Consider the following 14,415-nt stretch of genomic DNA (forward strand, 5'->3'; position numbering starts at 1 on the left):
CAAGCACCACGTAAAAACAGTACAAGACCATGCGCGTCCTCCACGTCCTCGACCACTCGATCCCGCTGCACAGCGGCTACACCTTCCGCACCCGCTCGATCCTGCGCGAACAGCGCGCGCTCGGCTGGGAAACCTTCCACGTCACCGGCTCCAAGCAGAATTCGGGCGAAGAGCTCGAGGAGACCGTGGACGGCCTGCACTTCTACCGCACCCCGACCTCGAAAAGCGCCCTCGCCAAGCTGCCGGTACTGAACCAGAAGGAAGTCATCGACGGCCTCACCCGGCGCCTGATCGAACTGATCCCGCAGGTGAAGCCGGACGTGCTGCACGCCCATTCGCCCAGCTTGAACGCGGTCGCCGCCCTGCGCGCCGGCAAGAAGTTCGGCATCCCGGTGGTCTACGAGGTGCGCGCCTTCTGGGAAGACGCCGCGGTCGACCACGGCACCAGCAGCGAGAACGGCCTGCGCTACCGCGCCACCCGGGCGCTGGAAACCTGGGCCCTGAAGCGCGCCGACGCCGTCACCACCATCTGTGAAGGCCTGCGCAAGGACATCGTCGCGCGCGGCATCCCGGCCGACAAGGTCACGGTGATCCCGAACGCGGTCGACATCGACAAATTCTCGGTGGGCGGCAGCGCCGACCAGGAACTGAAAGCCAAGCTCGGCCTGCAGGGCTCGCGCCTGATCGGCTTCATCGGTTCCTTCTACGCCTACGAGGGCCTGGACGTGCTGCTGCGCGCGGTGCCGCGCCTCGTCACCGACATTCCCGACCTGCGCGTGCTCTTGGTCGGCGGCGGTCCGCAGGACGCCCAGCTGCGCCAGCTGGCCCAGGAGCTGGGCATCCTCGATAAAGTGGTGTTCACCGGCCGCGTGCCGCACGACCAGGTGCAGAAGTACTACGACCTGCTCGACGTGCTGGTCTACCCGCGCCTGTCGATGCGCCTGACCGACCTGGTCACCCCGCTCAAGCCGCTGGAGGCGATGGCCCAGGGCCGCATCCTGGCCGCGTCCGACGTCGGCGGCCACCTCGAGCTGATCGCCGACGGCAAGACCGGCGTGCTGTTCAAGGCGAATGATCCGCGCTCGCTGGCCGACAAGGTCGCCGACCTGCTGCGCGCCGAGACCCTGTGGCCGGCGCTGCGCGCGGCCGGCCGCCACTACGTCGAGACCGAACGCAACTGGCCGGTCAGCGTGGCGCGCTACCAGAACATCTACGGACGCCTCGCCAAACGCCCGGCCACCCGCTCCGCCGAATCGCAGGCTGCATGAAGATCCTGACTTTCAGTACGCTGTTCCCGAATACGGAGAAGCCGGGCCACGGCATCTTCGTCGAAACCCGCCTGCGCCACCTGGTCGCAAGCGGGCAAGTGGAGGCGCGCGTGGTGGCGCCGGTGGCCTGGTTCCCCTCGACCCATCCCCGTTTCGGCAACTACGCCAAGATGGCGAAGGTCCCGCGCACGGAAGTGCGCCACGGCCTGCAGGTCGCGCACCCGCGCTATCCGACGATCCCGAAGATCGGCATGAACGTCGCGCCCCTGCTGCTGGCGCAGGCGGCCAGGCCGGCGATCGCGCGCCTGATCGAGGAGGGCTACGACTTCGACCTGATCGACGCCCACTATTTCTACCCCGACGGCGTGGCCGCAGCCATGCTGGCGCGCTGGTTCAACAAGCCGCTGGTAATCACCGCGCGCGGTTCCGACATCACCCTGCTGCCCCAGTACACGCTGCCGCGCCGCATGATCAAGTGGGCCGCAAATCGCGCCGACGCCGTGATCACGGTCTGCAACGCCCTGCGCGACGAAGTGGTGGCGCTGGGCGTGCCGGCCGAGCGCGTGACCTCGCTGCGCAACGGCGTCGACCTGCAGCTGTTCCGCCCGACCGAACGCCAGGACAACGCCATGTTCACCCTGCTCACGGTGGGCCACCTGGTGCCGGTCAAGGCCCAGGAACTAATCATCGCGGCCCTGCCGCTGCTGCCGGGCGTGCGCCTGGTGGTGGCCGGCGATGGCCCCAACCGCGGCATGCTGGAAGCGCTCGCACGCAGTGAAAACGTGGCGGACCGGGTCGAATTCCTTGGCGCCGTGCCCCAGGCCCAGCTGCGCGAGCACTACGGCGCGGCCGACGCGCTGGTGCTGGCTTCCTCGCGCGAAGGCTGGGCCAACGTGCTGCTCGAATCGATGGCCTGCGGCACCCCGGTCGTCGCCAGCCGTGTCTACGGCACCCCGGAAGTGGTGGCGGCGCCGGAAGCGGGCGTCCTGATGCGCGAGCGCAGCCTGCAGGGCGTGGCCGACGCCGTCAACGCGCTGCGCGCGAATTACCCGGACCGCGCCGCGACGCGCCGCTATGCCGAAGGCTTCAGCTGGGACGACACCAGCGCCGGCCAGCTGCGCCTGTTTGGCGAAGTGCTGGCGCGCCGCAATGCTTGCGTCGACGCGCAGGCCGTCGCCATCGGCTGCGAGAAATAAAGGAACACAAGATGGAATCGATTATTTGGGCGCTCGACCTGGCCGCGGTCGCCTACCTGTGCCTGTGGGCGCTACGCACCGACAAAGCGGAATCCGCGGAAAACCAGGGCAAATCCGGCAAGCCGGGCCAGAACGGACAGGGGCCGGACAATGCGTGACATCGTCATGTTGGCCGTACTGCCGGTCCTGCTATACGCCATGTGGCAGCGCTCCTTCATCGCGCTGGCGATGTGGCCATGGACGGCGCTGTTCTTCCCTAATGGCTGGCTTTACGGCGCCGCCGGCAGCATCCGCTATAACCTGCTGTTCGCAGGGATCACCATCTTCACTTACCTAATCCAGAAGAACAAGGCGAAGGTGCACTTCGGCGCGATGGGAGCGATGGTGCTGCTGTTCTTTGCCTGGACTACGGTCAGCACGACGATGGCGCTGAGCCGCCCTGAAATCGCATGGGAAATCTGGAGCCGCTTCGCGAAGGTGATCATGTTGTTCGTGTTCATCGTTCTGATCGTCGAGAAGAAGCTGCATGTGGACGCCATCCTGTGGGGCGTCGTGCTGTCGATCGGCTTCTACGGCAACGTCGAAGCGCTCAAGTTCATTGCCAGCGGAGGCGGCCACAAGATCGCGGGCATGGATGGCCACGTGCTGGGTGACCGCAACGAACTGGCGGTCGCTTTCGTCATGACACTGCCGCTCTGCGTCTACCTGCTGAGTGAATATGGCAAGCGCTCGCGCATCATCAGTCTCGGCCTGATCGGCACCATGTGCCTCCTGGTGACGGCGGTGATCGGCACGCAGTCGCGCGGCGGCTTCATTGCCATGCTGGCGCTGGGGGGCTACCTGTTCATCAAGAGCGACCGCAAGTTCCTGCTGGGCGTGCTTGCAGTGATCCTGGCTGTCGGCCTGGCGCAGATCGTCTCGTCCGAATGGACCTCGCGCATCAACACCATCAACGAAGCCGGCGAGGATGCCTCCTTCATGGGCCGGGTCGTGGCTTGGAAGCTCAGCTTCATCATGGCATCGGAGAACCCCTTCTTCGGCGGCGGCTTCAAGTCGCTCGAATTCCTGCCGGTATGGCGCGAGCTGTCAAAGGAATTCTTCTCCTACTCCTGGTTCTATACGGGCGACGCGCTGCCGCCCACGCAGTTTGCCCGCGCCGCCCACAGCGTCTATTTCCAGGTGCTCGGTGAACACGGTTTCTTCGGACTGGCGATCTACGTCTTCTGCCTGGTCAGCGCATATCGCAAGACCGGTCGGGTCGCGAAGACCACCCGCTTGCGAGGCGGGCCGGCATGGCTGCAGCAGCTTGCTACGATGCTGCAACTCAGCATCTTCGCCTTCGCCCTGGGTGGGGCCGCGCTGAGCTTTGCCTATTTCGACCTGATCTTCACCCTGTTCGGCCTGGCGATCGTGCTCGAAGCGCGCATCATGCCGGCCGTACTGGCGGCGCAGGCATCCCAGGTTGCGCAGGCGGCGCAAGCCAAGCCGGCGCCATCGCTGGCGGGAGTCCCCGCATGACCGCCGCCAGCCAGGTTTCGCGGCCCGCGGTTGCCACGATCCGGACGCTGGGCAAGGTGCTGTCGGCCGTTCTGGCCGCCAATCGCTTCTGCGTCGTCAACTACCACCGCGTGCTCCCGATCCATAACCCGCTGCTGGCGGCCGAGCCCGACGTGGCGACCTTCAGCTGGCAGATGGAGGTGCTGGCCCGCTGCTTCCATGTGCTGCCGCTGCGCGAAGCGCTCGCGCGCCTGGACGCCGGCCAGCCGCTGCCCGCACGCAGCGTGTGCATCACCTTCGACGATGGCTACCGCTCGATCCACGACCTGGCCCTGCCGGTGCTGCGCCGCTTCGGCCTGCCTGCCACCGTGTTCGTCACCAGCGGCCACGTCGACAAGGGCAATATGTGGAACGACCGCATCATCGAGGCGGTCCAGATGCTGCCCGATGGCCCGCTCGACTTGCGCGACCTCGGCCTGGGTGCGTTTTCGCTGCGCAGCCTGGACGACCGCATGGCCGCCATCGGCATCCTGACCGAGCGCTCGAAATACCTGCCGCCGCCAGAACGCAGCAACGTGACCGAACGCTTGGCGGCCATGGCCGGCGGCAGCATGACGCCGGAACTGATGCTGACCCGTGACATGTTGCTGAATCTCGACCGCCACGGCATCGAGATCGGCGCCCACACCGTGACCCACCCGATCCTGACCAGCCTGGACGAAGCCTCCGCGCGCTCCGAAATCGCCGGCGGCAAGGAAGACCTGGAAGCCATCCTCGGCAAGCCGGTCCGCCTGTTCGCCTACCCGAATGGCAAAGTGGGGATGGACTTCGACCAGCGCCATGTGGCGATGGTGCGGGAGGCCGGTTTCGATGCCGCCTTCACTACCGCCGTTGGCGCGATCACGCCCGACCAGGACCGTTTCCAGCTGCCGCGCAGCCGTCCATGGGACCGCAGTCCGCTGATGTTCGGCCTGCGCCTGCTGCGCTGGCTGGCCCAGGGACGTCCACAATGAAAATCATGACAAGAATAATGACGACGACCACACGCCGCGCGCCGGGAGCCCCCCATGTCGGCTGATACCAAGATAAAACGCACCCTCGGCATCGCCGTCGTCACCCAGTACACCGAGCTGTTCATCCAGTTCGTCGGGGTGATGATCCTGGCGCGCATCATCAGCTCGGAAGAAATCGGTATCTATTCGGTGGCCGCCTTCCTGATGGCGCTGCTGCACGTGTTCCGCGATTTCGGCGTGACCAAGTACGTGATCCAGGAACCCGATCTCACGACCGAGAAGATCCGCTCGGCGCTGGGCGCGGCGATCCTGCTGGCCGCCGGCGTCGCCCTGGTCCTGTTCTCGCTGCGCCATCCGGTGGCGCGCTTCTACAACGAGCCGCGCCTGGCCGACATCATGGCCGTGATGTCGATCAGCTTTGCCGTCACGCCCTTCGGCTCGGTGATCAATGCCATCAACCGCCGCAACATGGCAATGCGCAAGGTGGCCGCCATCCATATCGGCAGCGGACTGTTTTCCACCATCGTCTCGACCATCCTGGCCCTGAACGGCTTTGGCGCCATGACCCTGGCCTGGTCGAACCTGGCCGGCATCGCGATGTACGGCCTGATCGCGGCCCTGCTGCGCGCTCCCGGCGTCCCGCTGATGCCGCGCTTTCGCGAGCTGCGCGAGATCCTGCGCTTCGGCAGTGTCGCCAGCCTGGGCAGCCTGGCCAACGTGGCCGGCAGCAACTGCCAGGACGTCATCATCGGCAAGAACCTCAGCCTGGAGGCGACCGGATTCTTCAGCCGCGGCAACGGTTTCGTCCAAGTCTTCAAAAACCTGATCGCCAACGCAGTCGGGCCGCTCGTGTTGCCCTATTTCTCGGCCCTGCGCCACCAGTCCAGCGACATGGTGCAACCCTACCGCGCCGCGATTACCTACATCACCGGCGTGGCCTGGCCCTTCTTCGGCGTGCTGGCGGTGCTGGCGCTGCCGACCGTGCGCACCTTCTACGGTCCCAACTGGGACGCCTCCGTGCCGCTGGTGCAGATCCTGTGCGCTGCCGGCGCGCTGTCGATGCTGACCATGTTCGCGGGCGACGTCATGATCGCCAACGGCCACGTGAAAGCGGTGACCAAGCTGCAGCTGATGACCCAGCCGGTGCGGGTCGGCCTGATCCTCGGCGCCAGCATGTTCGGCCTGGCGCATGTGGCGGTGGCGACCGTGGTGTCGGAAGCGGTCGCGCTGGCCCTGCTCTCGCCGCTGTTGCGCCGTACCACCGGGATCAGCTTCCACCATGTGCTGAGCGCCACCGTGCGCAGCTCGCTGGTGACCTTGTTCGCGGTGGGCGGCCCGCTGCTGGTGATGATGCTCGACAGCGGCTCGGGCTATCCCCTGGTCGACGCCGTGGCCGGCGGCCTGGTGGCCCTGGTGGGCTGGCTGGTCGGGGTGTTCTGGTGCCGCCATCCGATCCGGGAACACCTGCTGCAGGCGCGCGGGTGGCTGAACGCACGCCTTCTTACCAGGAGCTGACGTGCACCGGACTCTAGCCAAACCCTTGCCGGTCGCATTCTGCGAGAACGGCGCCGGCTATGGCGGCGCCGTGATCTCGCTGACCGCGATGCTGGCCCACCTCGACCAGCGCTATGCCCCGGTGCTGCTGACCGGACTGGGCACCGATCCCTACCGGCAGCTGGCGCACTTCGGGCGCTGGCGCCAGCTGCCTCCGCGCGAACTGGTCGACCATGGCGCGCTGCGCCGCCGCGGCGTGCCCTTTGCCTCGATGATCGACAACCTGTTCAATGTACTGCCCAACGCGCTGCGCTACTACTGGGCCTTCCGCGCTGAACGGGTACGCGTGGTCTACCTGAACAACGACGCCAGCTGCAATTTCACCGCCGCTGTCGGCGCGCGCCTGGCCGGCCTGCCGCTGGTCCTGCATGCGCGCGGCTTCCATGCCGATTCCAGCATCAACCGCCTGGTGCTGAAGTGGATCGACCATTGCATTCCGGTCTCCACCGCCGTCAAGGAAGAACTGCTGCGCCTGGGCCTGCCGGACAGCAAATGCACCGTGGTGCCGGAAGGACTGGAGCTGGGCCAGTTCCAGCCGCGCCCCCCGTCGCACGCCCTGCGCGCGGAGCTGGGCCTAGACGAAAACACGCCGGTGATCACCCTGGTCGGCGGCCTGATCGACTGGAAAGGCCAGGACGTCCTGCTGCAGGCGGCGCCACAGCTGTTCGCGCGCTATCCGAACGCGCGCATCCTGCTGGTCGGCTCGGCCTACGGACGCAACGACCTGTTCGCGCGCGCGATCGGGCAGCAGGTGGCGTCTCCCGAGATGGCAGGCCGGGTGCTACTGCTGGGCGGACGCAGCGATGTGGCGGATATCCTCGCCTTGAGCTCGGTGGTCGTACATGCATCCACCAAGCCCGAACCGTTCGGGCGCACCTTCCTCGAGGGCATGGCGGTCGGCCGCCCGGTGATCGCGGCGGCCGAAGGCGGACCGCTGGACGTCATCACCCACGAGCAGGACGGCCTGCTGGTCCCCCCGCGCGACCCCGGCCTGCTGGCCGCGGCCATCCTGCGCATCCTCGACAATCCACAATGGGCCGCCGGCATGGCGCGCCAGGCGGCGCAGACCGCGCAGCGCTATTCGATCGAGCAGCATACCGTCGCCGTCTCGGCCGTGCTGGACCGCGTTGCCGGCCGCTGCCCGCATTCCGTTGAAACAATATGACACAGTGTTTTTGTAGCAACTATATTGCAACAAAGCGATAATGAATGGGGTTTATCGACGATGCAGGCTTGGCAACAGCAATGATGAGGATGGGTGCATGCGCATGCCTGGAAACACATAATGAGTAAACGAGTTCTTCTGATTGCCTTTCACTTTCCGCCACAGGCAGCCAGCAGCGGTATCCAGCGCACCCTGAGTTTCTCGAAACATCTGAGCGACTCCGGCTGGGAACCGATGGTGCTGTCGGCCCATCCGCGCGCCTACAGCCAGCAGAACACGTCCCAGCTCGCCAGCATTCCTTCCAAGGTTCTGGTGCGGCGCGCCTTCGCGCTCGATGCCAAGCACCACCTCGGCTACAAGGGCCGCTACCTGGCGCTCACGGCCCTGCCGGACCGCTGGACCAGCTGGGCCGTCGGCGCGATCCCGGCCGGCCTGGCCCTGATCCGCAAGCACCGGCCGCAGGTCATCTGGTCGACCTTTCCGATCTCGACCGCCCATCTTATCGGTCTGGCGCTGCACCGGCTCACCGGCCTGCCCTGGGTCGCCGACTTCCGCGATCCGATGCTGCAACCGTCCTACCCGGTCCTGCCGCTGCAGCGCAGCCTGTACCGCTGGATCGAACGCCAGACCATCCAGCATTGCGACACCGCCGTGTTCACGACCCACAGCGCGATGGCGGATTACTGTCGCCGCTTCCCCGAGATCTGCGCCAGCAAGTTCCGCGTGATCGAGAACGGCTACGACGACGACAGCTTCGGCTCCGACATGCCTGCGGCCAGCGCTACGCCCGCCCCAGCCGCCGGCCGCCCCTTGACGCTGCTGCACAGCGGCGTGCTGTACCAGGACGGCCGCGATCCGGCGCCCTTCCTGCAGGCCGTGGGGCGCCTTAAAGCGCAAGGCCTGGCCACCCCCGCCAGCCTGCGCGTCGTGCTGCGCGCCCCCGGCGACCTGGCCGCGACCCAGGCCTGCGTCGACACGGCGGGCGTCAGCGACCTGGTCGAGGTCGCGCCGCCCGTTCCCTACGGCGAAGCGGTCCGGGAAATGCTGGATGCCGACGGCCTGATGGTGTTCCAGGGGTCGCCCTTCAACAACCAGATCCCGGCCAAGGTGTACGAGTATTTCCGCGCCCGCAAACCGATCATCGGCCTGCTCGACCCGCTGGGCGAGACGGCGCGCGTGCTCGGCAAGGCCGGCTTCAATGACATCGCCCACATCGATTCGCCCGAGCACATCGCCACGGTCCTGCAGCAGTTCCTGGACGGCGTCAAGCAGGGCAGTGCAAGCGTGGCAAGCGATGAACTGATCCGCTCGGCCTCGCGCCAGTACCGCGCCGGCGAATTGGCCCTGGTGCTGGACGCAGCAAGCAGCCGGGCGCAGGAGGCGAAGGCGGCATGACATCGAAGACCGCGGTCGTCTCCGGCATCAAGTGGACCTCGGCTTCGACCATGGGGCGGCGGGTGCTCGGCCTGGCCGCGAACATCGTGTTCGCGCGCCTGCTGGCGCCGGCCGACTTCGGGCTGGTGGCGATGGCTGGCGTGATGCTCGGCTTCGTCGACATCTTCAAAGACCTCGGCACTGGCGCCGCGCTAGTGCGCGAAAAGGAGGCGCGCCCGACGCTTCTGTCGAGCGTGTTCTGGCTGAACTGCGGCTTCGGCCTGGCGATGACCCTGCTCATGCTGGCGCTGTCGCCGCTGGTGGCGGCCTTTTACCAGGAAGCGCGGGTACAGCCGGTGGTCGCGGTGATGGCGCTGTCCTTCTTCCTGTCCTCGCTCTCGATCGTGCACACCTCGGTTCTGACCCGAGAAATGGCCTTCGAGCGCCTGGCCAAGGTGGAGCTGGCGGCCTCGGTGCTCTCGTATGCGATCGGGATCGGCGCGGCTCTGCTGGGCCACGGGGTCTGGAGCCTGGTGTACCAGGTCATCGCCAACGCGGCCCTCGGCACCCTGTTCACCTGGATGGCCAGCCGCTGGCGTCCGCAACTGGTCTTCGCCTGGGACGAGATCCGCGGCATCACCGGCTACAGCCTGAACCTGGCCGGCTACAACATCTTCTACTATTTCGCCCAGAACCTCGACAACCTCCTGATCGGCCGCTTCCTCGGCAGCGAGGCGCTCGGGCTGTATGACCTGGCCTACAAGCTGATGACCTTCCCGATGCAGGCCATCTCGGCGGTGTTCGGGCGCGTCATGCTGCCCTACTATGCGCGCGCCCAGGACGACCTGCCGCGCTTCCGCCAGGCCTTCTTGCGGGTGGCCGGCACCATTGCCTTCGTCACCTTCCCTATGATGATCGGGCTGCTGGCGGTGCGCGAGCACTTCGTCTTCGCCGTATTCGGCGAGGCCTGGGCGCAGGTAGTCCCGCTGCTGGCGATGTTCGCGCCGCTGGCCGCGATCCGCTCCGTGCTCACCACCACCGGCTCGATCTACGTCGCCACCGGCCACACCGGACTGCAGCTGCGCTGGGGCATAGCCTCGAACCTGATCGTGTTCGCCGGCCTGGCAGCAGGCCTGAAATGGGGCATCAATGGCGTGGCCGCCGGCTTCACCCTCACTTCGCTGCTGCTGCTCTACCCGAACTTGGCGATTCCCTTCCGCCTGATCGGCCTGCGCGTGCCGGCGCTGTTGCGCGAATTGGCCCCGACCATCGCCGCCACCGCCCTGATGTTCGCGCTGGTAGCGGGCCTGGACCTGCTGCTGGCCGGGATCGGACTGGCGGCGCGCATCGGCCACGGCGCCCTGCTGGCAGTGCTGGCGCTGCTGGGCGCCGCCGCCTACCTTGCCGCAACCTGGCTGCTGAACCGCGCCATGCTGCGCGAGCTGCTGGCCATGGCCGGCATCCGCAAACCCGCGCCGGCCAGTCTCACCTGAACCCAAGCACCTTCACGATACGACCATGACGATCTTCTGCGGCGCCTACGCCTTCCCCGGACACGAGCTGCCTCAGGCGCTGCTCGACGACCTGCGCACCCACGTTTCGCGTTTCCCAGCCGACCGACCGCTCGAGTTCCATGGCAAGGGCGCTTACGTGGCCAGCGTCGACATCCAGGCCTTCGCCGGCAGCGGCAGCATCGACCACGGCGCCGGCGGCTTCGCGGTACTGGCGGGCGAACCGCTGCTGACCGGAGAGGATGCGAACGGCGGCCGGCGCGACATGGACCTGGTGCGCATTTCCGCCACCCTGCGCTCCGCCACGCCTTATGCCGCGCTGCGCCGCGCCTCGGGCACCTTCTGCGGGGTGGATTACGATGGCGAAGGCCGCACCATGACGGTGTTCGTCGACAAGTGCGGCGTGCGCCCGGTTTACGTGTGGGCGGGGCCGCAGTTCGTGGTCTTCGCCAGCGCCCTGCGCATCCTCGAGGCGGTGGCCGCGGTTCCCAAGGAATTCGACATGCGCGGCGTAACCGAGATCGCCGCGCTCGGCTATGCGCTGGGCGACCGCACGCCCTTCCGCAATATCGCCATGCTGCGCGCCGGCGAAGCCCTGCGCCTGGCGGGCGGCAGCGTGCAGCGCGAGCTGTACTGGCGCTGGGACGGCCCGCTCGACGACATCGGCTACGAGGCGGCGACACGCCGCGCCTACGATACCTTCATCGACGCGATCGGGCGGCGCCAGCGCACCCGCGGCGTGGCGGCGGCTTTCCTGAGCGGCGGACTCGATTCGCGCGTGATCGTGGGTGGCCTGGCGGCGCTCGGCAACGATGTGCACACCGTGAACTACGCACCCGACGGCAGCCAGGACCAGGTCTTCGCCCAGCTGGTCGCCGACCAGCTGCAGCTGGCGCACAAGCAGATCGAAACCAATGCCACCAACGTCGGCCAGGGCTACCGCAAGGACGAGGTCAACGCCTGGATCCGGCAGACATTCCCGGAGCTGCTCGCAGCCGGCAAAGCGCCGGTGCTGTGGTCGGGCGACGGCGGCAGCGTGGGCCTGGGCTACGTCTACATGACGCCGCAGATCGTGGCCGCGATGGAGCGCGGCGCGACGGGTGAGGCCATTAACCTGTTTACCCGCGGCGTGCCGCAACGGATCTTCCGCCGTTCTGCGCTCGACCAGATTGCGAACCTCACTTTCCAGGGCGTGACCGAAGAGCTGGCCGCGATCGAGGGGCCGGACCAGGGCCGGCGCTTCCAGCTGTTCCTGATGCTGAACGACCAGCGCCGCCACCTGGCCAAGCATTTCGAGGACATCGACCGCGAGCGCATCGAGTTCCACCTGCCCTTCTTCGATGCCGACTTCCTCGACAGTGTGCTGCGCCTGCCGAACGATTGGCTGATGGCGCACCGCTTCTACATGGACTGGATGGAACACTTCCCGAATGCCCTGAGCTCGATCCCGTGGCAGGCCTATCCGGGCCATATCCCCTGCACCCTGCCCAGCCCGCCGGGCCTGAAGTACCAGTGGGACGTCTATTACGACAAGAAGATGTATGCGCAGATGCGCCGTACACAAGCGAAGAATGGTTATCAGATGCTGGCTGCCCCGCGCTTTCCGGACCGCCTGATCAGTCGCGGCACCCTGCGCCTGGCAAGCCTATTGACCGCCCTGGGCGTGCGCGACTACAGTTACCTGATCAAGACCGCGAGCGTATATTGCCACTATTGGTCCAGGGGTCAGGAAGACGGGCGCAAGGCTAAAGTTTCGTGACTAGTTCACCGGATGCCGCGCACTACTGACATCACGTCGCGAATAGCGCTCCAACGCGGCAACGGCCGCAGCAATGGAAGCACGCTGTCGAGGGCTGCGCGGCGCTTCCCTTGGCGCAGATTGACATAGGCAAGGCTCAAACGTGCCTGACGCAGCTTCTCGCGTAGACCGCGCCGGAGGCTAGGCCGCGCATGCGCCAGTTGCGCCACCAGTTCCTCGATTATCTCGACGTTGGCCAGCTGGGAAGCTCCCACGTCCTTGCGCATGGCGCTGGACGGATAGATGTAATAGTTGGCCAGCGACTCCGTCACTACGCCTGCGCGCCGGCTGGCCGCGCAGAGGCGCACGATCAGGTGCAGGTCTTCGCCAATTTTTTTTCCAACCGGGAACCCTCCCAAGCTCAGAAAGGTGCCACGCGGCATTGATAGTGTGCGGATTTCGACGAAACCATCACCAACCAAGTGTCCCAAATCGTCCTCGCCAAGCTCAATTTCACTCTTGCCAGGGTGACGCCGCAGTAGCGCTCGTCCAAACCTGGTCGAGTCGATCGAATGGTGCAGAAAGCGACCTTCAGGATCGCGAAACTCCTGATCGCTGAGGAGAAAGTCCAGATCCGGATCGCGTTGAATCCAGTCGGCGTGCCGGGCCAAGCGTTCTGGGTTGAAGGTATCATCGGCGTCCAAGAATACCAGCCAGTCGCCGCTGGCCGCGTGCACACCCGCATTGCGGGCTGCGGACACGCCTGCATTCTGCTGGTATATATACGTGACGCGGTCGCCGTAGGCCCGCACAATGGCTTGCGAATCGTCGACTGAGCCGTCGTCCACGACGATGATTTCGTGCGCCGCATAAGTCTGGGCGAGTGCGGAATCGAGCGCACGCGCCAGCGTGCCGCCATTGTTGTAATTCGGGATGATGACCGAAAACTTGGGAGCAGACGTTTGCATGGAGGAATAGTCTTAGCAGCACGACGATATCGGAACAACATCTTACATGATTAAATGAAGAAATTGTTCTAATGAAAGTCTTTACTGCTGCTCCCGCAGACACCTGTGGCACTGAGCCGACAGCGGTATGATCCGATCAGCGGATACCGCGCACCACCGACAGGACGTCACGTATCGCCGTCAAGCTCGGTACTGGCCGCAGCATTGGAAGTACGCTACCGATGGCAGCGCGACGCAAACGCTGACGCAAATACATGTACGCCAAACTGAGGCGCGCCTGCCGGATTTTTTCGCGCAGACCACTACGGAGTCCCGGTTGCGACGCGTTCATCTGCCCAGCCAGCTCTTCGAGCGTGGCGACAAAGGCGCGTTGCGATCCCAAGGCATCCTTGCGAATCGCACTAGATGGATAAATATAATAGTGCGCCAGCGTGCGCATGACGACTCCAGCCCGACGGCTGGCAGCGCACAAGCGCACGATCAGTTGCAAATCCTCTCCGATCCTCGTCCCGACCGGAAAGCCGCCAAGACGGTGGAAAGTGGCACGTGACAGGGATAAGGTGCGGATTTCGGCAAAGCCGTCTGCAATCAGCGGGCCGAAGTCGTCCTCTTCGAGTACGATCTCATGTGCGTTCGGATGGCGTTTCTGCAGTGCGCGCCCGAATGCGCTCGACGTAATTGCAGCATGCGTGAAACTGCCATCAGGCTTGAGAAAATCCTGGTCGCCCAACAGAAAATCGAGGTCCGGATCACGTTCAATCCACTCGGCGTGCAGGGCCAAGCGATCTGGCGCGAAGGTGTCGTCGGCATCCAGGAAAGCGAGCCAACTGCCGGTCGCCATGCGCGCGCCGACGTTGCGCGCTACGGATACCCCTGCATTCGGTTGGTAATGGTAGATGACACGGTCGCCATAGGCGGCTACCACCTCGCGTGTGCCATCCATCGAACCGTCGTCCACCACGAAGATTTCGTGCGCAGGATAAGTCTGTGCCAGCACAGAGTCGAGCGAACGCGCCAAGGTGAGTGCGTTGTTGTAAGTCGGAATAATAACGCTGAACGTCGCTTGTGAAACAAGCGGTGCGCGCGGTCTGATCGTCGGCGGGGTCGTCATAGTAGCCCCATGTTATCTCA

12 protein-coding genes are annotated in these 14,415 nt (G+C 65.7%); 10 read left to right on the forward strand and 2 right to left on the reverse strand.

What is annotated here, in order from left to right:
- Positions 1-29: 29 nt before the first annotated feature.
- From GV068_RS14505 to GV068_RS14550, 10 genes are all read left to right on the forward strand, one after another.
- Positions 30-1,268, forward strand: a complete 1,239-nt coding sequence (locus tag GV068_RS14505) for a TIGR04063 family PEP-CTERM/XrtA system glycosyltransferase (RefSeq protein ID WP_159698996.1) — start codon at positions 30-32, stop codon at positions 1,266-1,268.
- A complete protein-coding gene (locus GV068_RS14510; protein WP_159698999.1) occupies positions 1,265-2,464 on the forward strand; it encodes a glycosyltransferase family 4 protein in 1,200 nt (399 codons plus the stop codon). Before GV068_RS14505 ends, GV068_RS14510 begins: the two co-directional genes overlap by 4 nt.
- An 11-nt stretch (positions 2,465-2,475) precedes the next feature.
- The gene (locus GV068_RS14515; RefSeq protein WP_159699002.1) at positions 2,476-2,622 is read left to right on the forward strand and encodes a hypothetical protein; all 147 of its coding nucleotides are present in this window, start codon (positions 2,476-2,478) and stop codon (positions 2,620-2,622) included.
- A complete protein-coding gene (locus GV068_RS14520; RefSeq protein ID WP_159699005.1) occupies positions 2,615-3,982 on the forward strand; it encodes a putative O-glycosylation ligase, exosortase A system-associated in 1,368 nt (455 codons plus the stop codon). The genes GV068_RS14515 and GV068_RS14520 overlap by 8 nt, the downstream gene beginning before the upstream one ends.
- Positions 3,979-4,974, forward strand: coding sequence for a polysaccharide deacetylase family protein (locus GV068_RS14525; RefSeq protein WP_159699008.1), 996 nt, complete (start codon positions 3,979-3,981; stop codon positions 4,972-4,974). Before GV068_RS14520 ends, GV068_RS14525 begins: the two co-directional genes overlap by 4 nt.
- 54 nt (positions 4,975-5,028) lie before the next feature.
- A complete protein-coding gene (locus GV068_RS14530) occupies positions 5,029-6,489 on the forward strand; it encodes a lipopolysaccharide biosynthesis protein (protein ID WP_159699011.1) in 1,461 nt (486 codons plus the stop codon).
- 1 nt (position 6,490) lies between these two features.
- Positions 6,491-7,693, forward strand: coding sequence for a glycosyltransferase (locus GV068_RS14535; RefSeq protein ID WP_159699014.1), 1,203 nt, complete (start codon positions 6,491-6,493; stop codon positions 7,691-7,693).
- Between the two features lie 120 nt (positions 7,694-7,813).
- On the forward strand, positions 7,814-9,088 hold the full coding sequence (locus GV068_RS14540) for a glycosyltransferase (protein ID WP_159699017.1): 1,275 nt from the start codon (positions 7,814-7,816) through the stop codon (positions 9,086-9,088).
- Complete coding sequence (locus tag GV068_RS14545; RefSeq protein WP_159699020.1) at positions 9,085-10,560, forward strand: MOP flippase family protein; 1,476 nt, start codon at positions 9,085-9,087, stop codon at positions 10,558-10,560. The genes GV068_RS14540 and GV068_RS14545 overlap by 4 nt, the downstream gene beginning before the upstream one ends.
- Before the next feature lie 25 nt (positions 10,561-10,585).
- A complete protein-coding gene (locus GV068_RS14550; RefSeq protein WP_159699023.1) occupies positions 10,586-12,337 on the forward strand; it encodes an asparagine synthetase B family protein in 1,752 nt (583 codons plus the stop codon).
- 5 nt (positions 12,338-12,342) lie between these two features.
- Here the strand turns inward: GV068_RS14550 and GV068_RS14555 are convergent, their stop codons facing one another.
- Together GV068_RS14555 and GV068_RS14560 are read right to left on the reverse strand one after the other, a co-directional pair.
- A complete protein-coding gene (locus tag GV068_RS14555; RefSeq protein WP_159699026.1) occupies positions 12,343-13,284 on the reverse strand; it encodes a glycosyltransferase family 2 protein in 942 nt (313 codons plus the stop codon).
- A gap of 136 nt (positions 13,285-13,420) precedes the next feature.
- Complete coding sequence (locus GV068_RS14560) at positions 13,421-14,395, reverse strand: glycosyltransferase family A protein (protein WP_159699028.1); 975 nt, start codon at positions 14,393-14,395, stop codon at positions 13,421-13,423.
- Positions 14,396-14,415 lie beyond the last annotated feature (20 nt).

Origin of the sequence: Massilia sp. 9I, assembly GCF_902506415.1 — a bacterium.
In the GTDB taxonomy this organism is placed as follows: Bacteria; Pseudomonadota; Gammaproteobacteria; order Burkholderiales; family Burkholderiaceae_D; genus Telluria.

Excerpts from the sequence above, each read along its gene's own strand:
- GV068_RS14505 (WP_159698996.1), top strand. The coding sequence starts at position 30 with ATGCGCGTCCTCCACGTCCTCGACCACTCGATCCCGCTGCACAGCGGC.
- GV068_RS14510 (WP_159698999.1), top strand. The coding sequence starts at position 1,265 with ATGAAGATCCTGACTTTCAGTACGCTGTTCCCGAATACGGAGAAGCCG.
- GV068_RS14515 (WP_159699002.1), top strand. The coding sequence starts at position 2,476 with ATGGAATCGATTATTTGGGCGCTCGACCTGGCCGCGGTCGCCTACCTG.
- GV068_RS14520 (WP_159699005.1), top strand. The coding sequence starts at position 2,615 with ATGCGTGACATCGTCATGTTGGCCGTACTGCCGGTCCTGCTATACGCC.
- GV068_RS14525 (WP_159699008.1), top strand. The coding sequence starts at position 3,979 with ATGACCGCCGCCAGCCAGGTTTCGCGGCCCGCGGTTGCCACGATCCGG.
- GV068_RS14530 (WP_159699011.1), top strand. The coding sequence starts at position 5,029 with ATGTCGGCTGATACCAAGATAAAACGCACCCTCGGCATCGCCGTCGTC.
- GV068_RS14540 (WP_159699017.1), top strand. The coding sequence starts at position 7,814 with ATGAGTAAACGAGTTCTTCTGATTGCCTTTCACTTTCCGCCACAGGCA.
- GV068_RS14545 (WP_159699020.1), top strand. The coding sequence starts at position 9,085 with ATGACATCGAAGACCGCGGTCGTCTCCGGCATCAAGTGGACCTCGGCT.
- GV068_RS14550 (WP_159699023.1), top strand. The coding sequence starts at position 10,586 with ATGACGATCTTCTGCGGCGCCTACGCCTTCCCCGGACACGAGCTGCCT.
- GV068_RS14555 (WP_159699026.1), bottom strand. The coding sequence starts at position 13,284 with ATGCAAACGTCTGCTCCCAAGTTTTCGGTCATCATCCCGAATTACAAC.
- GV068_RS14560 (WP_159699028.1), bottom strand. The coding sequence starts at position 14,395 with ATGACGACCCCGCCGACGATCAGACCGCGCGCACCGCTTGTTTCACAA.